This window comes from Curtobacterium citri, from assembly GCF_030362955.1.
Taxonomy (GTDB): domain Bacteria; phylum Actinomycetota; class Actinomycetes; order Actinomycetales; family Microbacteriaceae; genus Curtobacterium; species Curtobacterium citri.
In genome coordinates this window covers 143,415-161,552 of record NZ_JAUCML010000006.1, presented here as the reverse complement: position 1 = coordinate 161,552, position 18,138 = coordinate 143,415, and the positions used below count along the sequence as shown (strand labels likewise).

Annotated in this window: 24 protein-coding genes; 10 read left to right on the top strand and 14 right to left on the bottom strand. The window is 69.3% G+C overall.

The features are described 5' to 3' along the window. Positions 1–20: 20 nt before the first annotated feature. The 3 genes from QUG92_RS11090 to QUG92_RS11080 form a co-directional block, all read right to left on the bottom strand. Positions 21–218, bottom strand: a complete 198-nt coding sequence (locus tag QUG92_RS11090; protein WP_289459094.1) for a hypothetical protein — start codon at positions 216–218, stop codon at positions 21–23. A gap of 221 nt (positions 219–439) precedes the next feature. After that, positions 440–724, bottom strand: coding sequence for a hypothetical protein (locus tag QUG92_RS11085; protein WP_289459092.1), 285 nt, complete (start codon positions 722–724; stop codon positions 440–442). A gap of 137 nt (positions 725–861) precedes the next feature. Then, positions 862–1,398 (bottom strand): MmyB family transcriptional regulator, encoded by a 537-nt coding sequence (locus tag QUG92_RS11080; RefSeq protein ID WP_289459090.1) that lies wholly within the window; start codon positions 1,396–1,398, stop codon positions 862–864. 500 nt (positions 1,399–1,898) lie between these two features. On the opposite strand from QUG92_RS11080, the gene QUG92_RS11075 reads away from it, so the two are divergent. From QUG92_RS11075 to QUG92_RS11055, 5 genes are all read left to right on the top strand, one after another. After that, positions 1,899–2,891 (top strand): aldo/keto reductase family protein, encoded by a 993-nt coding sequence (locus QUG92_RS11075; RefSeq protein ID WP_289459089.1) that lies wholly within the window; start codon positions 1,899–1,901, stop codon positions 2,889–2,891. A gap of 211 nt (positions 2,892–3,102) precedes the next feature. Continuing rightward, the gene (locus tag QUG92_RS11070) at positions 3,103–3,318 is read left to right on the top strand and encodes a hypothetical protein (protein WP_289459087.1); all 216 of its coding nucleotides are present in this window, start codon (positions 3,103–3,105) and stop codon (positions 3,316–3,318) included. Positions 3,319–3,409: 91 nt separating this feature from the next. Beyond that, positions 3,410–3,772 carry an ArsR/SmtB family transcription factor gene (locus tag QUG92_RS11065; protein WP_289459086.1) on the top strand — a complete coding sequence of 121 codons (363 nt, stop codon included), beginning with the start codon at positions 3,410–3,412 and terminating at the stop codon, positions 3,770–3,772. Positions 3,773–3,915: 143 nt separating this feature from the next. After that, the gene (locus tag QUG92_RS11060; RefSeq protein ID WP_434533047.1) at positions 3,916–4,824 is read left to right on the top strand and encodes a cation diffusion facilitator family transporter; all 909 of its coding nucleotides are present in this window, start codon (positions 3,916–3,918) and stop codon (positions 4,822–4,824) included. Positions 4,825–4,846: 22 nt separating this feature from the next. After that, entirely contained in the window at positions 4,847–5,134 is a 288-nt protein-coding gene (locus QUG92_RS11055; RefSeq protein ID WP_289459083.1) for an antibiotic biosynthesis monooxygenase family protein, read from the top strand. A 56-nt stretch (positions 5,135–5,190) separates the two neighbouring features. On the opposite strand, the gene QUG92_RS11050 is transcribed toward QUG92_RS11055, so the two are convergent. Continuing rightward, entirely contained in the window at positions 5,191–5,679 is a 489-nt protein-coding gene (locus QUG92_RS11050) for a DUF4396 domain-containing protein (protein WP_289459082.1), read from the bottom strand. Positions 5,680–5,883: 204 nt separating this feature from the next. Between QUG92_RS11050 and QUG92_RS11045 the strand changes: the two genes are divergently transcribed. The 3 genes from QUG92_RS11045 to QUG92_RS11035 all read left to right on the top strand — a co-directional run bounded on the left by QUG92_RS11045 (position 5,884) and on the right by QUG92_RS11035 (position 7,508). After that, on the top strand, positions 5,884–6,339 hold the full coding sequence (locus QUG92_RS11045; protein ID WP_289459081.1) for a hypothetical protein: 456 nt from the start codon (positions 5,884–5,886) through the stop codon (positions 6,337–6,339). Positions 6,340–6,445: 106 nt separating this feature from the next. Beyond that, entirely contained in the window at positions 6,446–7,045 is a 600-nt protein-coding gene (locus tag QUG92_RS11040) for a DUF305 domain-containing protein (protein ID WP_289459079.1), read from the top strand. 211 nt (positions 7,046–7,256) lie between these two features. Next, the gene (locus tag QUG92_RS11035) at positions 7,257–7,508 is read left to right on the top strand and encodes a DUF6458 family protein (protein ID WP_289459078.1); all 252 of its coding nucleotides are present in this window, start codon (positions 7,257–7,259) and stop codon (positions 7,506–7,508) included. Here the strand turns inward: QUG92_RS11035 and QUG92_RS11030 are convergent. The 4 genes from QUG92_RS11030 to QUG92_RS11015 are packed head-to-tail and all read right to left on the bottom strand — an operon-like array spanning position 7,502 to position 10,657. Continuing rightward, positions 7,502–8,698, bottom strand: coding sequence for an MFS transporter (locus QUG92_RS11030; RefSeq protein WP_289459077.1), 1,197 nt, complete (start codon positions 8,696–8,698; stop codon positions 7,502–7,504). The genes QUG92_RS11035 and QUG92_RS11030 overlap by 7 nt on opposite strands. After that, on the bottom strand, positions 8,695–9,468 hold the full coding sequence (locus QUG92_RS11025; protein ID WP_289459076.1) for a phosphatase PAP2 family protein: 774 nt from the start codon (positions 9,466–9,468) through the stop codon (positions 8,695–8,697). Before QUG92_RS11025 ends, QUG92_RS11030 begins: the two co-directional genes overlap by 4 nt. Then, positions 9,465–10,094 (bottom strand): DedA family protein, encoded by a 630-nt coding sequence (locus QUG92_RS11020; protein ID WP_289459074.1) that lies wholly within the window; start codon positions 10,092–10,094, stop codon positions 9,465–9,467. Before QUG92_RS11020 ends, QUG92_RS11025 begins: the two co-directional genes overlap by 4 nt. After that, positions 10,091–10,657 carry a DUF2127 domain-containing protein gene (locus tag QUG92_RS11015; protein ID WP_289459073.1) on the bottom strand — a complete coding sequence of 189 codons (567 nt, stop codon included), beginning with the start codon at positions 10,655–10,657 and terminating at the stop codon, positions 10,091–10,093. Before QUG92_RS11015 ends, QUG92_RS11020 begins: the two co-directional genes overlap by 4 nt. Before the next feature lie 105 nt (positions 10,658–10,762). On the opposite strand from QUG92_RS11015, the gene QUG92_RS11010 reads away from it, so the two are divergent. Both QUG92_RS11010 and QUG92_RS11005 read left to right on the top strand, forming a co-directional pair. Next, positions 10,763–10,891, top strand: a complete 129-nt coding sequence (locus QUG92_RS11010) for a hypothetical protein (RefSeq protein WP_289459072.1) — start codon at positions 10,763–10,765, stop codon at positions 10,889–10,891. Positions 10,892–10,952: 61 nt separating this feature from the next. Next, entirely contained in the window at positions 10,953–12,431 is a 1,479-nt protein-coding gene (locus QUG92_RS11005) for a glycosyltransferase family 39 protein (protein ID WP_289459071.1), read from the top strand. Between the two features lie 39 nt (positions 12,432–12,470). Here QUG92_RS11005 and QUG92_RS11000 read toward each other — a convergent pair whose 3' ends face one another. The 6 genes from QUG92_RS11000 to QUG92_RS10975 form a co-directional block, all read right to left on the bottom strand. Beyond that, a complete protein-coding gene (locus QUG92_RS11000; protein WP_289459069.1) occupies positions 12,471–13,136 on the bottom strand; it encodes a response regulator transcription factor in 666 nt (221 codons plus the stop codon). Next, entirely contained in the window at positions 13,133–14,059 is a 927-nt protein-coding gene (locus tag QUG92_RS10995; protein WP_289459068.1) for a sensor histidine kinase, read from the bottom strand. Before QUG92_RS10995 ends, QUG92_RS11000 begins: the two co-directional genes overlap by 4 nt. 110 nt (positions 14,060–14,169) lie before the next feature. After that, complete coding sequence (locus QUG92_RS10990) at positions 14,170–14,856, bottom strand: phosphatase PAP2 family protein (protein ID WP_289459066.1); 687 nt, start codon at positions 14,854–14,856, stop codon at positions 14,170–14,172. Between the two features lie 222 nt (positions 14,857–15,078). Beyond that, positions 15,079–16,029: a GlxA family transcriptional regulator gene (locus QUG92_RS10985; protein ID WP_289459065.1), complete on the bottom strand. Its 951-nt coding sequence runs from the start codon at positions 16,027–16,029 to the stop codon at positions 15,079–15,081. Between the two features lie 10 nt (positions 16,030–16,039). Beyond that, on the bottom strand, positions 16,040–17,212 hold the full coding sequence (locus tag QUG92_RS10980) for an MFS transporter (RefSeq protein ID WP_289459063.1): 1,173 nt from the start codon (positions 17,210–17,212) through the stop codon (positions 16,040–16,042). After that, a complete protein-coding gene (locus QUG92_RS10975) occupies positions 17,209–18,129 on the bottom strand; it encodes a class I SAM-dependent methyltransferase (protein ID WP_289459062.1) in 921 nt (306 codons plus the stop codon). The genes QUG92_RS10980 and QUG92_RS10975 overlap by 4 nt, the downstream gene beginning before the upstream one ends. Positions 18,130–18,138: the final 9 nt, after the last annotated feature.

Here is an 18,138-nt window from a genome sequence, read left to right as displayed (position 1 = left end):
GCCGTCCAGTTACCCATCTGTCAGCGAGTTGCCTTCCTTCGGAGCGCCAACACCGCGGCAACGACACCGCACACAGCGATGATCAATCCCACCACACCGAGGAACACTGCGGAGTCGGTAAACCCGATGACAGCCATCGCGATCCCGACCAGCAGCAGGAAGCCTCCGATGAAGCCTAGGACCGTCTTAGAACTTCGAAAAGCATTCGGGTTACTCATCGCCCCAGGCTAGCGACACGTGGGTACCAAGCGGCCGTCCCGTTAGCCGATCCGTCAGCGGGCGCGGCGTCGGTCAAGCAACCTCTGCAACCAGTTGCGCTCGCCCTTCGGTCGCGTGATGCCGACGTAGTCGAGGAAGCCGCGCAGGGTCATGACCGGAGCGTACGGCGGCGTTCCGTTAGCCGTTCGATGTCGGGACGCGCGAGCGCATTGGGACCTGATCATGAATCGCTCTCGCGCTCCGCGCGAAGCGCACGCCGACCGGCGAGTCTCTGGACGAGCTTCCTCAAGAAGACAAGCTCGAGTGCCACCATGATGGCCAGACAGAAGAGTGCGAACGCGACGCGCGCTGCGTCGAAGCCGCCACTGAGCACGATGATGGGGAGACCGATCATCAGGGCGGCACCCGCGATGACGTTCCACCACGACTCGAGGAGTCCTGCAGGCATACGATTCGTCAGTTCCGCGCGATCTAACGGATCGGTGCGATCCCACCACGACGTCATACTTGAACGCTACCCGGCGCCCGTCGACCGTGCCAGGACTCAACCTCTTCCTGCCGGGTGTCGACTGTCTCGATGCCCGATCGGCCATCGGACAGTCGATGAATGAGCGGCGAAGGACGCGAACTGGAGGAGATGGGTCAAGTCTGGATGGGCTGGGTCATCCTGAGCAGGGCGAGGCCGTCCGCCGACGGTGTCCCGGGTTCGGCGGAGAACACGTGCAGCACCTGCCCGTCGGTCCCGTTCACCCCGAAGGTCTGGTACTCCAGGTCGAGGTTGCCGACGGCCGGGTGTCGGTAGCGCTTCATACCGCTCGTCTTCGCGTGCACGTCGTGCCGGGCCCACATCGTGCGGAAGTCCTCGCTCCGCACGCTGAGCTCGCCGACCAGTTCCCGCAGCGCCGGGTCGTCCGGCCGCTCGCCCGCCGATGCCCGGAGGCCGGCGACGGACCCGAGCGCGACGTCGCGCCAGTCGACGTAGAGCCTCCGCGCCGCCGGGTCGAGGAACGAGTCCCGCACCAGGTTCCGACCGGCGGCGAATCCGGGGTTGAGGGCCGCCGCGAGGGCGTTCGCCGCGAGGACGTCCCGGTACCGGCCGACGATGAGCGCGGCATGCCCCGCCCAGTCGTCGACGATCCGACGCACCATCGGGGAGACGACCTCCGCTGGACCGGACAACGGAACACCTCGCCCAGGGCTCCCCGCGCCCGGCGCCGATCGCTTCGCAGGCCGCCCCGGCCCCCGTCGCCCCGCAGCCGGCGCCGCGGCGAGCCGGTACAAGTGCTCGACGGCTTCAGTGTCCAGCCGGAGCACGCGCGCGATCGCGTCGAGGACCTCCGGGGACGGTGACCGGTCCCGGCCCTGTTCGAGTCGCGCGTAGTACGCGCGCTCACCCCCGCGAGGAACGCGAGCTCCTCGCGCCGAAGTCCCGGGACCCGGCGGCGGCCGACGTCGCGGATGCCGTGGTCACCGGGGTCAACGCGCTCGCGCCGTGCCCGCAGGAAGGCGCCGAGGGGGTTGTCCGTCTCGTCCACGTCGGCATCGTACGTCGCCGACCAGGCCGCGCAGGGAGCGAGACCTGACCCTGTCAGGGTGCGTCTCGACCCGGCGACGACACGGCACCCGGAGGCACGTACCGTCGACATCGCACGGACGCAGCACGACGGAAGGAGACGTTCATGCAGTACCGCAAGATCGGCGACTCGGACCTCGAGGTCTCGGAGATCGCCCTGGGGTCGTGGGTCACGTTCGCCGGCGGTGTCGGGTTCGACACGACCCGTGCCTGCACGGAGGCAGCCTTCGACGCCGGCATTACCTTCTTCGACACCGCGAACATGTACGGCCGCGGCGAAGCCGAACGTGCCTGGGGCGAGATCCTCTCTGCGCACCCGCGGGACGACTACGTGCTCGCGACGAAGGTCTGGGGACCGATGAGCGACACCGACTCCGGCCTGTCCGGAGCGCAGATGGCGAAGCAGATCGACGCATCGCTCGAGCGCCTCCGCACCGACCACGTGGACCTGTACTACGCGCACCGCTTCGACACGACGGTACCGGTCGAGGAGACCGTCGAGGCGTTCCAGCGGGTCGTCGACCAGGGAAAGGCGCGGTACATCGGCTTCAGTGAGTGGCTGCCGGAGCAGATCGAGGCCGCGGTCGAGATTGCCGGACCAGAGCTATTCGTCGCATCGCAGCCGCAGTACTCGATGCTGTGGCGTGCGCCTGAGGCGGAGGTGTTCGGCCTCTCCGAGCGCATCGGCGTCTCGCAGGTGGTGTGGTCCCCGCTCGCGCAGGGCATCCTGACCGGCAAGTACCTGCCCGGCGAGCCGTTCCCGGCAGGTTCCCGCGCGGCGGACCCGGAGCAGGCACGGTTCTTCGACCTGGTCCTACGCCCCGGCGTCCTCGAGGCAGTGCAGCGCCTCGTGCCGATCGCCGAGGACCTCGGCGTCACGCCGGCACAGCTGGCGCTCGCGTGGGCGCTCCGCCGCTCCGAGGTCGCCGCCGTGATCACGGGGGCGTCCCGACCGGAGCAGGTGCGCGCGAACGCGGCGGCGTCCGGCGTCGAACTCGACGCGGCGACGCTCGCCGCGATCGACACCGCACTCGGCGATGTGGCCGTCACCGAGCCGGTGCCCGCGATGTACGTCAAGCCGGGCGTCATGCACCGCTGAATTACACCAATGCACCAGGGGCTACTCGCCTGCCGGAAGCACACGCCTCGGCAGGCGGGTACCAGCACCGTCTCACGCCCGATGCTCAATCGCGAGTGGGCCGCCGCTCAGACCATTCGATAGCCGGTCCCTCGCCGTCAGGCTCTGGCGCGATACCGCACCCCTGCTTGCTGTCGTATTGCCACCACCGAACGACACGTACGCTCACGGTATGACGGACCGCGACAACGCAACACGGCCTACTCGGAAGACTTGGACGACGACGTACCGCATCCCAATTGCAGTCGTCTGCGGCCTTCTTGGCGTGCTCTGCGCCTGGGGCCTGGTCGCGGGAGGCACGACTGAGAAGTGGGTTGGGGGAATTGGGCTCGTCGTTCTGATCGCGTGGATGCTCGTCTTCCAAACGCTGCACCGACGCGGCTACTGATCGCGTTCGGCTCCGAGCACCAGCCGTCTCAATAGCCGATCGGCTAATGAGATGCCTTCCACAGCTTCAATCGATGATGTAGTATCTGCGTGTGCACGTAGACAAGCAGCCTTGCGGACTCAGCCCGGAGTCCGAATACGTCGAGCTCGCGGTCGAGGTGTTCGCGATGCTCGCGGACGCCACTCGGGTGAAGATCATTCTCGCGCTGCGGAACGCCAAGGAGATGAGCGTCAACCACCTCGCCGACGTCGTCGACAAGAGCCCCGCCGGAGTGTCGCAGCACCTTGCGAAGCTCCGTCTGGCGCGGATGGTGTCGACCCGTCGCGAGGGCACGACGGTGTTCTACCGGCTGACGGACGAGCATGCGTCGGAACTGGTGATCGACGCCGTGAAGCAAGCCGAGCACGTCGTCGGTACGGCACCGCATCACCGCGGCGAGCGGGAGAGCGCATGACCGGCCACGACCACGCGTCGGTACGCGCTGACCACGACCATCCCCACGGTCACGGTCACGGTCACGGTCACGGTCACGAGCACGGTGAGCACGGCCACTCGCATCCGCACGGCGGGGTGAAGGGGTTCCTCTACGACTTGTTCGTGCCGCACACGCACGATTCCGCGGACTCGATCGACGATGCGATGGAGGCGAGCACCGCCGGTGTCCGCGCCTTGAAGATCAGCCTGTTCGTCCTGCTCGCGACCACGGTGCTGCAGGCGGTGGTCGTCGCGTTCACCGGGTCGATCGCGTTGCTCGCGGACACGATCCACAACTTCGCCGACGCCCTGACCGCGGTGCCACTCTGGATCGCGTTCGTCCTCGGCCGCCGGGCCGCGAACCGCCGCTACACCTACGGCTACGGCCGCGCGGAAGACCTCGCGGGCATGTTCATCGTGTTCGTCGTCGCCCTCTCCGCCGTCGTCGCCGGCTGGCAGGCCATCGACCGGTTCATCACCCCGCGACCGATCGAGAACCCGTGGCTGCTCGTCGCCGCCGGTCTCATCGGCTTCGCCGGCAACGAAGCAGTCGCGATCTACCGCATCCGCGTCGGCCGGAAGATCGGCTCCGCCGCGCTGGTCGCCGACGGGGTGCACGCGCGTCTCGACGGGTTCACGTCGCTGTCGGTCGTCCTCGGCGCGATCGGTGTGCTCCTCGGGTTCCCGATCGCTGACCCGATCATCGGCCTGCTCATCGCCGTCTCGATCATGGTGCTGCTCTGGGGGACCGTGAAGTCGATCGGAGCCCGGCTCATGGATGCCATCGACCCGGCCCTCCTCGGGGAGGCCGAGCACGCTCTCGCACATACGACGGGCGTCGAGGCTGTCCGGGACCTCCGCCTCCGGTGGGTCGGCCACCGCCTCACCGGCTCCGCCACCGTCGAAGTCACCACAGCGTCCCTGCACGACGCTGAGCACATCGCCGAGCAGGCCGCCGAGCACGTGCACGAGGCGATGGGCAACGTCGACGAATTCACCGTCTCGCCCGCCGCCCACACCCACCAGCACTGACCACCATCGAGAGGAACACGCCATGTCCGTCGTGAAAATCAACGCCATCACCGTCCCCGAGGGCAAGGGCGCCGACCTCGAAGCACGCTTCGTCGGCCGGAACCACGACGTCGAGCAGCAGCCCGGCTTCGAGAGCTTCCAGCTCCTCCGCCCCACCGCCGGCGGCACCCGCTACTTCGTCGTCTCCACCTGGGCCGACGAGGAGTCCTACCAGGCGTGGCGCACCGGCCAGGCAGGCGCACACCACGGCGGCAACAACCCGGTCGCGACCGGCGCGGAACTCCTCGAGTTCGAGACCGTCACCCTCTGACCAAGTCGACGGAGCGCCGCTGAGCCGAAGATGCTGGGCGGCGCTTCGTGCCGTCCTCAGTGATGGCCGTGGACGACCGCGTGGCCGAGGCCGCGACTGATCATCCACCGGTTCACCGGGGTGGTGACCACGAACGCAAGCGCGAGGGATAGCGCGAGCGAGCCCCAGAACAACCACTGGTCGAGCTGCGCATCCATCGCTCCCGGGATCGCGATCATGACCGTGTTGCCGATGATTTCCATGACCGCGATCGAGACGGTGTCCGCCGCCAGCGCGACTTCGACCGCCGCCGCGAGCGTCAGGCCGGACTTGATGACGCCGCGCATGGTCAGGGCGTAGCCGAAGATGAACGCCAACACGATCGACAGGACGACGGTGCCGGCGTTGTGGAACCCGGCTGCAGTGCCGATCACCATCCCGAGGACTTCACCGATCGCGCAGCCGGTCAGGCAGTGCAGCGTCGCCCGCGCCGCCATCGCCCACGACGTCGTCCCGTGGCCGGTGTGCTCGTGTCCGCTCATCTGGTGATGCTCGTGCGTGCCCATGATGCTCCGATCTGACGCGGCCGACGCCGACAGTCCACGTGTACCCCCTGGGGGTATCATGCGCTGCAACGCGGAACCACGCGATGTGTTCCCGATCCGGACGTCTCCGCCGGGTTCGGTGTGGATCCGCCCTCCCGGTCGCCGCCGCCCGCGGGAGTACCGCACCATGGAAGCCCTCACCCGACCCTCCTGCTCGAAAGACCGATGCTCACCACCACCGCCTCCCCGCGTCGCCGGCTGCTGTTGCAAGCCACGGCGACGCTGGCGTTGCTGCTCCTGGTCGGGTTCACGGTCCTGATGCACACGATGGCCGGGCACACCGCCAGCCACGAGCACCCAATGAGTGCTCCCGCGGTTACCGCCAAGCACAGTCACGTCGCGGCCGTCGGCCATGACGAGCACACAGCTCCGACGACTGCGGTGATGACAGTCCTCACCAACTCAGGCTGCGACGGTGGCCTGTGTGCGCTGATGTGCTCGCTGATGGGGATGGCGTGCGCGCTGACGATTGCCCTGTTCGCTTGGGTGCTGCTGCGCGCACGGACCGGCGGCGTCCACGCGCTGCTGTCTCGGCTGCTCGCGCTGGCGGGCCAGCTGCCGCGCCGCATCGCGGCTCCGAGACCAACGTCACTGACGGCGTTGCAGATCATCCGCATCTGATCCGCCCCCTGCGGGACCACGCCTTCGCAGGGTGGCTCCCGCACGCCCAGATCCGGGAGGCACCCGCCTGCCCGGAACACCTGACGCATCACGGGAACGGAAGACCATGCACACCACAACGACCACGCGCACCCTCGCGATCACTGCCGTGCTGACGCTCGGCCTCACCCTCGCCGGCTGCTCCACGAGCAACAACAGCTCCGACGTCAGTTCGTCCTCGTCGACGACGTCGGCTGCGTCGGCGCACAACGGCCAGGACGTGATGTTCGCGCAGATGATGCTGCCGCACCACGAGCAGGCCGTCGAGATGAGCGACATGCTCCTCGCGAAGGGCGACGGCGTCGACCCGGACGTCGCCGCCCTCGCGAAGCAGATCAAGGCCGAGCAGTCCCCGGAAATCAAGCAGCTCACCAGCTGGCTCAAGGCCTGGGGTGCACCCACCGAGACGGAGCACTCCGGGACGGGGCACGCCATGTCCGGAATGATGTCGGACTCCGACATGAGTGACCTCAACCAGGCGTCCGCGAAGGACGCAGTAAAGCTCTACCTCGAGCAGATGATCAAGCACCACGAGGGCGCCGTCGACATGGCGAAGACCGAAGTCGACAAGGGAGGGAACACCGACGCCGTGCAGATGGCGAAGTCGATCGTGTCGAGTCAGACCGAGCAGATCACCCGGATGAAGGACCTGCTCGCGGCCGTGTGAGCCAGGCGTAGGTCGACAGCTGCCCCGACCCGTGTCTTGGTCGTTCCTTGGAGCCGCCAGGGCAATCTGCACTACGACCTACCAGCGCTACGGCTGGGGGTCCGCGGCGGCGCCGGAACACATTCCCCCCCTCGTGTTCCGGCGCCGCTGCGCCAAACCGGTGATCTTCCCGATCAGTACCGTCGGGACTCCCAACCGAAGGAGCAGCATCGTGCGTATCGGATCGAGCATTGCCCTGATCGTCATCGGCGCGATCATCGCGTTCGCCGTCGACTACCAGGTGGCCGGCATCAACTTGAACCTCATCGGCTTCATTTTGATGATCGCCGGCGTGGTGCTGCTGATCATCAGCCTCGCCGTCGCGTTCGGCGGCCGCCGAACCACCACGACGACCCGATCGGGTATCGACCCCGCCTCGGGCGAGCAGATCACGCAGCAGGACCGCCGCGACGGCACCTACTGAAGCGGCTCGTCCGCGGCCGGTCTGCGGCGGCGCAGTGTCGTCCAGCTGACAACACTCGCCGCCGCGGTTCCTGCGGCCAGGAGCCCGAGCGCCGCCGGCAAGGTCCAGGCGGCCGCAACTGCTCCCACCAGGAGTGGTCCGCCGGCGTCGCCGGCTTCCCGACCGAGCTCCGCATTGCCCATGGTGCGGCCCATGCGTTCTTCCGGGGTCGCCGCCGCGAGGTGGGCGAACGCGAGCGGAGTGACCAGCCCGATCATCACCCCGAACGCGAGCGCCGCAACGAACAGCGTCACCACGTTCGGAGCCGCCGCGAGGAGGACCAGCGCGGCCGCGGCGATCGCGAGCCCGCTGCTGCTGCCGGCCCGCGTGCTGATCCGACCGGTGTCCCGCAGGCGGCCGGTCACTGGCTGAACGAGCGTCGACACCAGTGCAAGCACCGCGATGGCAACAGCGCCGACGATCGCCGGCAGGTCGAGGCGGTTCGCGAGAAGCGGCAGGAACCCGATCGCGACACCGAGCACCGCGGTCGTGGTCGCGAGCAGCATCGTCGGGATCAGGAACGACCGGTCGGCGGTCTGCCGGACAAGGTCGACGACCGTGTACCGCGGGCGTGGTTGAACGGGAAGCGCCGGCATCGCGACCGCAACCCAGACAGCAGCCGCGGCGGCGAGGAGTCCGAGGGCAATGTAGAGCGCGCGGATGTCGAGCGCCTGGACGAGGACGATCCCGATGAGCGGTCCGGCGACGTAGCCGAGACTCTTCCACGCCCCGTACCGGCCGAAGTACCGGCCGAGGCGCTGCTTCCCGGCGATGCGCGCGACGGCTGCCGACGACGCCGGGCTGAACGCCGACGCCGCGGCACCCTGCCCGAGCCGGGCGATGGCGAGCACCACCACCGTCGGGTAGATGATCGCCAACAGCGACGCGACGACGAAGCCGACAAGGCCACCCACGATCACGGGCTTCGCGCCGATCCGGTCACTGAGCGCACCGAACAGCGGCTTCAGGATCACCTCGGCGACGTCGTAGAGCGCCAGGACGATGCCGAGGCCGAGCAGGCTCAGGCCGATGTCGTCGGTCTCGGCACCGAGGACGCTGCCGACGCCATGGGCGCCGAAAGCGGTAGTGAAGCCGGCGAGGTAGAGCGGCGCAAGGCCGCGAACGGGCGGCGGCTGCTGAGTCGTCGTCACCGGCCCATTCTGCCGGAACTGTGATCCCGCTCAGGTCCCGCGTGGTCGTGCGGCGCGTCGGGGAGTCGGGCGGTGAGGCGGGTGTCAATCGCGATCGTCAGGGCGGTGATCATCATCGACAGGCCGAAGGAGGAGAGCGTGTCCGTCAGCCAGTGGTAGCCGAGGTAGAGCCGGCTGATGATCTGCATGGCGATCGCGAACGCAGCCAGCGCGAACAGGCCGACGGTGACCCATCGGCGGTGCGTGCGGGAGGCAATCAGGAACGCGCCGATGAGGAAGAAGTCGCTGGCACCGAGGACGTGTCCGGACGGGAACGAGAAGGTGTGGTCGGGGCCGAGGAGCATCTCGCCAATCGGAGGCCGGGGATGCTGCACGATCGGCGCGAGGACCTGCGCTGTCGCGACACCGACGAGCATCCCGCACGCCAGGACGAGCGGCCGCCATGCATGCCGGGCGAGGATCGCCCACGTGACGGTGACGACCAGGACGACGATCGGCATGCCGACGGGGCCGAAGACCGTCGCGAGGACGGTCATCACGGTGGTCCGGCCAGGGTCGCGTTGCGCGTCGAACCAGTCGTCGACGGGCTGATCAAGGCCCTGAACGCCGGTGTGCGTGAGCACGCCCACCAGCATGATCGCGAACACGATCGCGCCGAGGACGGCGAGGACGAGTGCGCCGCGCAGCAGGACGGCACGCTCGCTCCTGCTGACGGTGCGCAGCTGCGGCGCGAACTTCCGACGCCACCAGCCCGGCTGGTCGGCGCTCACCGGGGAATCCGGGGAGTGCGCCGGCGACGTAGGAGCGCGCCGATGAGGAGGGGAAGCACCGACACGATCACGACGATGATCATGACGGCGTCGATGTGGTCCGCGATGAGCGGCACACCGCCGAGGAGGACTCCCGCGGCGACGAGGACGCCGACCCATGCGACGGCACCGATGACGTTCCACAGCATGAACCGCGCAACCGGCATCCGAGCGGTTCCGGCCGCGAGGGGCACGTAGGTGCGAACGACGGGCACGAAGCGGCCGAGGACGAGGGAGAGTCCACCCCATCGGGCGAAGAACCGCTCGGATTCGTGGAGACGTGCCGGGGTGAGCAGACGCGCGGTCGGCCGGAACAGGCGCCGACCGAATCGTGCGCCGAGGCTGTACCCGATGACGTCGCCGACGATGGCAGCGATGGTCGCCACGACGGCAACCTGCCACGGGGTGATGCCGAGCGTTGCGCTGAGGATCGCAGCGGTGACGAGGAGCGAGTCACCGGGCAGGAACGGGAACAGCACGCCGGACTCGACGATGACGAGGAGCGCGATCCCGGCGAGGACCCACGGCCCGAAGGCGTGCAGGACCGACGCGGCGCTGAACATGCCAGCGGCGAGGACGACGCTCATGCGGCGTGCCTCGAGAGGTGCGTGTTGCGCGGCCGGGAGGAAGCGTCCTTGGTGCGGCCGAGCATGCTGCGGACCGCGTCGCCGAGGCTGCGGTGGTGCCGCCACTCGCGGACGGTCAGCGCGACGATGACGAGGTCGAACAGGGTCAGCAGCGCCAGCCCGACGCTGGGGTGCAGGGCGAACTCGTATCCCTGCCAGATGACGAACGCGCCGAGCGCGGCGATGGCCCAGGGGTAGAGCCGGCGGGAGCCGCGGAAGATCGCCGCGACGATGCCGAGCTTCACCACGCCGTGGATGATCAGGTACACGGCGGCGAACAGGGTTGCGTCGGCGCTGAGGGTTGCGACGCCGTGGCGGATCAGGTGCGCGAGGAGATCGTCCGGGTCCTCGCGGAGCTCACCGGCGGTGATGAGCCGGGCGACGCTGTCGACCTGGCCGGGGCGCAGGAACAGCAGCGGGATGCCGACGACGAGCTCGATGAACCCATCGATCGCCTTGAAAGCGAATCCGACGAGGAACACCAGGTCGAACCATCGTTCGTGCGTCCACCGAGTGCGAGTCATACCCACGACTTTCGCGCTGCCGCTCCCAGAAACGGCCAAGGTGGCCGCCGGGGGAGAGTCTTGTCGGTTTCTGGGGACGGCCCTCGCACGGTAGATGGCGAGGTGATGAAGATGGGTCTCTGGATTGGGTTGGCTGTAGCCGGCGTCGTTGTGCTGGGGCTGGTGAGCACGGGCGCGGCGGTCGTTGCGGTCGCGGTTGAGGCGGACCGGGAGGGACTCCTCGATGCTGAATGACACCCTGCCCCGCACAGTGCCCGCTCACCCGGCCCCGTCGGGTCGTCGAAGCGTCCGGAGAATGCGCCTGCTCGGGCCGGTCCTGGTCGGGCTGGCGGCGTTCCTGGTCGCGGTGATCGGCAGCTGGGTGCCGAGCGTCTGGTACGACGAAGCCGCCACCGTGACCTCCGCGACCCGGTCCTGGGCCGCTCTCGGCCGGGAAGTGCAGCAGGTCGACCTGGTGCACGCCACCTACTACTCCCTGATGCACGTCTGGTTCGGCCTGGTCGGGTACACGCCGTTCACGCTCCGGCTGCCATCCGCCATCGCCGTCGGAGTCACCGCGGCCCTCGTCGTGATCCTCGGCAGACGACTCGAGGACGCCCGGCTCGGGATCACCGCCGGTCTGCTCTTCGCTGTCCTGCCGCGGGTGACGTGGATGGGGGCAGAGGGCCGCTCCTTCGCCACCGGCGCGCTCCTCGCAACCCTGTCGACGCTGCTGCTGCTCGCCGCGGTCGACCGCACCGCCGCGAAAAGGGCCGGCTGGATCTGGTGGGTGGTCTACGGAGCGGTATCGCTGCTCGGCTGCGCCGTGTTCCTGTACCTGATCCTCGTCCCGATCGGTCACTTCCTGACCTTGCTGGCGCTGCGCCGCATCCGGCACGAAACCTCCCCGATCCCACTCGCAGCATGGGTCGTCACCACTGCCGTTGTCCTGATCGGTGCGGTGCCGCTGGCGGTGCTGTCCTCTGCACAATCAGCGCAGATCAGCTGGATCCAGCACATCAGCATCCACACCGTGGAGGAGTTCCTCGTCACGCAGTTCTCGTACGAGAACACCGGGTTCGCGGTGCTCCTCTGGGTCCTGGCCGGCTGCGGACTCGTCGCCGCGCTCCGGGTCGAGCGGCTGCGGCCGGTGCTCGCGGTGGCGGTGCCGTGGGTGTACGTGCCGACGATCGCGCTCATCGCCGCGTCCGTGGTGACCCACCCGCTGTACTCACCCCGGTACGTCGCGTTCGCGGCACCCGCTGCGGCGCTCCTCATGGCAGCCCCCCTCGCCGCGGTTCCGACGCGGTGGTTCCGACCGGCCGCCATCGTGGTGGTGCTCCTCGCTGTGGGACTGTCGGCGCCGAGCTGGGCGGCGCAGCGGACCGTGACCGCGAAGGACGACTCCGCCTGGAACCAGGTCGCCGCACTGATCCAGCGGCAACGGCTCGGCGAATCGGACATCGCACGCGACGCAGTGCTCTTCGGCCCCGTGCAGCGGCACCCGAAAGCGACGTCACGGATCATCGCGGAAACCTACCCAGCAGCGTTCGCCGGCCTCGACGATCCGCTCCTGATCACGCCCGCCGGTGCCGGTGACGGGCTCTGGGAGACGCAGCAGCCCCTCCGAGATGCCGGTCGGGCCGTGGGCGGCGCGACGACGGTGTGGCTCGTTACGGCCACGAAACCGGACGACCGTGCGACGGCGACCGCCGCGCTCCGACCAGCGGGCTTCCACCAGACACAGCAGTGGAAGATCGCCCGCACCTGGGTCGTCCGGTACGACCGCGGCTGAGGCGCCGAGCGACCCTCGGAGCCCTTCCCGCTGCCGGCGTCAGGCCGGGGTGCCGAGCCGGTAGCCCTTGCCCCGCACGGTCGCGATGAGGTCCCGCTCGGTCTTTTTCCGGAGGTAGTGCACGTACGTGTCGACCGTGCCGAGCTGCTCGCCGTGCTCGAACACCGCGGACAGCAGCTGCTCGCGCGAGAACACCCGGTCTGGTTCCGCGGCGAGCACCGCGAGCAGGTCGGACTCCCGGTCGGTCAGGGCCACGCGACCGCTGTAGGGCGAGTGCACGGTGTGGTCGTCCGGCCGGAACGACCAGCCGCCGATCTCGTACGCGGGCCCGAGATCGACCGGCTCGCGGGTGAGCGCCCGGAGCCGGGCGTTCAGCTCGTCGAAGTCGAACGGCTTCACCAGGTAGTCGTTCGCGCCGGTGTCGAGCCCGGACACCCGGTCGCGCACCTCGCCGAGCGCGGTGAGCACGAGCGCCGGGGTGGCGACCCGGAAGCGTCGGAGCTCTCGCACGACGTCCAGGCCGTCGCCGTCCGGCAGGCGTCGGTCGACCACGAGCACGTCGAACAGCCGGTGCAGCGCGGCCTCGAGCGCGTCCACCCGGGTGGTGACGAGCTCGACCTCCCACGACGCCGACAGCACGTCCCGCACGATCGGCCCGAGGCGCGGGTCGTCCTCGACGAGCAGGACCCGTCCGCCGCCGCTCATCCTCGCCGCCCCCGCCCGGTCCCGCCGGCGAGCGGCAGGGTCAGCGCGAACACGGTGCCGGACGGACCGGTGCGCTCCACCCGGACGTCACCGCCCGCGCGGACGGCGACGTCCTTCACGAGCGCGAGTCCGATGCCGTTGCTCGTCCGGGTCGGTCCGCCGGCGGCCGGGGCGTCGCCGTGGGCGAACCGGTCGAACACCCGCCGCGGGGCGATCCCGGTGATGCCCTGCCCCTCGTCGCGGACTCGAATCACCACGCGGTCGCCGACGACCTCGTTCTCGACCCACACCGCGCCACCGGTCGGACTGTGCCCGACGGCGTTGTCGACGAGCGCGACGAGGCACCGCCGGAGCTGCGTGGGCGTGACGGCCAGGACGCCCTCGCCCGGGGTGACGACGAGGTGCACCTGCCGGTGGTGGGCGAGGACCGCCATGTCGTTCGCGGCCGCCGCGAGACCGGCGTCGAGCTCCGCCACCGCGGCTTCGTCGGTCCGGCCGGCCGCGGTGGCGAGCAGGTCCTCGACGACCTCGGCCAGGGCTCGGGTGTCCGTGCGGAGCTCGTCCGCGACCGCGCGCTCGGTACTCGCCGCGGGGAGCATCGCCTGGAGCTGCTGCACCCGGGCGCTCAGCACCGTCAGCGGCGTCCGCAGCTCGTGGCTCGCGTCCGCGACGAACGTCCGCTGCAGCCGGTAGGCCTCGGCGAGCGGCCGGACCGCGCGACCGGCGATCAGCCACGTCGCAATCCCCGCGAGCACCACTGCTGCCGCACCGACCACCAGCACCGCGATGAGCAGATCGAACGTGTCGAGGTACACGTGGACGTCCTCGGGGCCGTGCCGCTCGAGCTGCTGCGCCGGCGTCAGCTGCCAGAGGATGTATACGGCGACCAAGATGATGACCGAGAACACCAGCGCTGCCGACACGACAGCAACCCGGAGACCGATTCGGAGCGCGGAGCGTCGATAGGCCCGACGATCCGGGTCACGATCCGTGACACCGCGCAACACCATCAACAGCTGCCGCGCCGGCTTCCTCACGAACGATCCTTCCCTCGCCCTGAACGATGCCGACCAGTCTGCTCCAGCCGTTGCGTGACCCGCCGCAGCACCACATCGACCCAGACGATCCGAGCGACCGGCGCCACCGCCAACGCCCACACGACCGACGCGACCACGTCTGTCGGCCAGTGCACCCCGTCAACGGTCAATGCGGTCGCGACCGCCACGATCACCAAGCCGCCGCACACCGCCCACACTCGTCGACGTCGGACATCGCGCACCAACATCAACGCCGCCAGAACCAGCGCGACCACGAAGACCATGTGCCCGCTCGGGAACGACGCGTCCGGCTGCGCGGGTACGAACGGGTGCGACAGCACAGATCCGTCCGGCCGCGGCCGCCCGACCACCACCTTGAGCACATCGGACGGGATCCACGTCAACGCAACAACGCCGGCGAAGCCAGCGGCGACCACAAGACATCGCGTGCGGGCCCAAACCACCGCGGTGAGCACCATCGTCAGCAGGATCGCGGGCACCGGCTCGAAGACGGTGTAGACAGCCGAGCTCAGCGCCCCAACCACCCCCGTGTGCGCACCGTTCAGCGCAGCCGCCGATGGCGCGTCGACCGGATGGCCACGCAGGAGCAAGCCCGCCACAACGAGCAGGACAACAACGACCACCGCCCGCTCCACAGGGCGCCGCCACGCAGAAGCGGTCATCAGAGGGAGCGCGGTCGACTCATTCAGCACCCACGCAGTGCATCGAGGCGTCTCCAAGAAACGACGAAGAACCACCCGGCAGTGTGCTCACTCTGAGCGAGGCTGACTTCGGCAGCTACCTGACGGGTCGGTCGTCCGGCCCGCACAGGACGGTTGGGCGTTTCATCTCACGAACCTGCTGGCGGCCGCGTATCGATCCGATCGGCCATCGAGATGGTCCTGTCACTCCTGGAACGCGGTTCGGTAGGCGGTGGGGGAGGTGCCGATGATGCTGCCGAAGTGGCGTCGAAGGTTGGCATCGGATCGCAGGCCGGTGGCTTCTGCGATCTGGGTCATGGTGAGGTCGGTGCGTTCGAGGAGTTCGCGGGCGTGGTCGATCCTGGCGCGGAGGACCCACTGCATCGGGGTGATGCCCGTGTCTGCCGTGAAGCGGCGAGAGAACGTCCGCGCAGACACGTTCGCCTGGCGAGCAAGCACCGCGAGAGACAAGTCTTCGTCGAGGTGGTCGAGCGTCCAGGCTCGGGTGGCGGCGAAGATGTCGCCGAGGGGTTCGGGGATGGTCCGGGGCACGTACTGAGCCTGGCCGCCGCTTCGGTAGGGGGCGCTGACGAGGCGGCGGGCGACGTGGTTCGCGAGCGCGACGCCGTGGTCACGTCGGATGAGGTGAAGGCAGAGGTCGATGCCGCTCGCGGCGCCAGCACTGGTGAGGACGTTGCCGGCATCGACGAACAGGACGTGCTCGTCGACGTCGACCTTCGGGTGCTGGTCGCGGAGGACGTTCGTGTAGTGCCAGTGCGTCGTCGCGCGGCGCCCATCGAGGAGGCCGGCGGCGGCGAGGGTGAACGCTCCCGTCGAGATCGCGGCGATCCGGGCACCGCGCTCGTGCGCTGCGCGAAGTGCCGCGATGACCGCTGGCGGCGTGGTGACGTCGGCGGGGTTCCGGTAGCCGGGGACGAGGATGGTGTCAGCCCAGGTGAGGGTGTCGAGGTCGTGGCTGACGGCGTACGCGAGACCGTTCCACCCGTTCACGGTGCCGACGTGCTCGGCACAGACGCGGACCTCGTAGGGCATGCTCGGGCGCTTCGCGAACACGTGCGCGGCGATCCCGACGTCGAGTGCCTTCGCCCCGTCGAGGACGAGGACCGCCACTCGGTGGTCGCGGTCAGTGCTCACGACCCTGAACCTAGCGTGCAGAGGGGTGCGCACGGGTGGTGACCGCAGCGGCGATGCCAAGGACGGTGAGCACGATGATCGCGGCAGCGACGTATACGGCCCGGTACGGAGCGGTAAACGCGCCGAGGGCGGCGATGAGGAGGCCGGCGAGGACGGCTCCGGCGCGGCGGGTGTTGGTGAACAGGCCCGATGCGAGCCCGGGGCTCGGGAAGACGTCTTGGAACACGGTCAGGCCGAGGCCGGCGACGGTCGCGAAGAACCAGGCGTTCAGTGGCTGCAGGACGAGGAGGTGCCACGGCTCGTGGACCAGAGCGATGAGGCCGTAGTACGCGACTCCGCACGCCCACCCGCCGGCGAGGAGGAGCCAGACGGAGCGGTGCTCCTGGAGTCGGCCGATGAGCAGCAGTGCGGGGATCTCGAGGAGGGCGGCAGCACCGAGGGTGATGCCGGCCCAGATGATCGGCGCGTGGAGGTCGTGAGTGACGAACAGGGTCGCGATGGTGACGGTGGCGATGTTCGTGGCTTGCAGGAGCGTGAACGCTCCGACGACACCCCACCGGTTCCAGCCGCGGAGCTGCGCCATCAGCCGAGGTCGAGGCACAGCGTCATCGGTGCCAGTGGTCCCGAGCCGGCGGAGGAGCAGGAGTGCGGTGACGACGTTGACCAGGCCGATGCCGGCGAGCAGCGCCAGCGCTGCCGGGGAGCCTGCCGCCCCGGTGACAAGGGTTGCCAGGGGTGGGCCGATGACCCAGGCGAAGGAGACGATCGCACGCGTCCGGATGACCTGCGCGGGTGGTGCGCCTTCGTGGCGGAGCTGCGCGAACAGGAGCGTCGACCCGACGCCGGGCGGGCCGCCGAGGATGACCAGGGCGAGCACGACCACCGGCAGTGACGTCGTGGCCGCGAGGACCGCGACTAGGGCGACCCCGCCGAGCGCACAGTAGACCAGCGGCCGCAGGTAGTTCCAGGTCCGGTCCGCGAGGGACGGGATGAGCAGGGACGCGACGAACCCGCCGACGTTGTAGAGGCCGAGGACCCAGCCGACCTCGGCGGGCGTCGCGTCGTAGAGGCTCACGAGGAGCACGGCGAGGAGCGGGTTCAGCACCGCGAACTGCAGCGCCCAAAACCAGGCGGCGACCGGCCACAGCACCTTCCCCTGCCGCTGTACCGTCTCCGTCGTCACGGGCGGCCCACCACCAGGCGCAGTGACCCGTCGAACGCGGGCTGCGAGCGGAGCTGTCCTTGCCGGGCGTCCCATGCGCCCGAGTCAAGGTCCGCCTGCAGCGTGCGCTCGAAGCGTGCCTCGACGTCCGGACCGACGAAGCTCCACGCAGAGTTCGCACGCCGGGCGCCGGGGTCGAGGAGCGCTTCGGGACGGCCGTAGTACGCCTCGCTGAACCCGTCGACGCATCCGAGTGGGATTGGCACCGACTCAACGCTGACGGTTCCGCCGAGGCCAACTCGCAGAGCGTCGATCGCCGGGTACCTGCTGGCTTCTGTGGCGATCACCTCGGGTGCGTAGTCGTTGATCCAGGACCGGGTGAGCGCCGCCGGGTCGCAGGTGAGGATCACGACCGGGCCGCGGGTCACCCGGCGGATCTCGTGGACTCCGGCCGTCAGGTCCCGCCATTGATGGACGGTGAACGACGCCAGGGCCGCGTCGAAGGTGTCATCACCGAACGGGAGATCCTCCGCGGTCGCGTCGACCGCCGGCGAGAATCCGGCGGGACGCTGCGCGCGCATGGTCGCGCTGGGTTCGACGGCGGTGACGTCCAGGTCGGCCGGTTCGTAGGAGCCCGCACCAGCGCCCACGTTCACCAGCGTTCGCGCGTCGCCGAGTGCGGCCCGGATCGCGGCGATGAACGCCGGCTCCGGACGCCGGTACTGCGCGTACCCGGCCCCGATCACGCCGTAGTTCGCATCACCGGCACTGCCATCGGTTTCGCTCGTCACTGAACGCTCATCTGTCATGACGTCAGCCAACAGCCGAGCCCGAGCCCACCGCCAGCGGTGATCGGGACGACGGCCGTACAGATCACGCCAACCCTCGACGCCCGGCCATTCCGCATATTCGTGTTGAATGGCGGAACATCGCCGCATCTGCGGCGC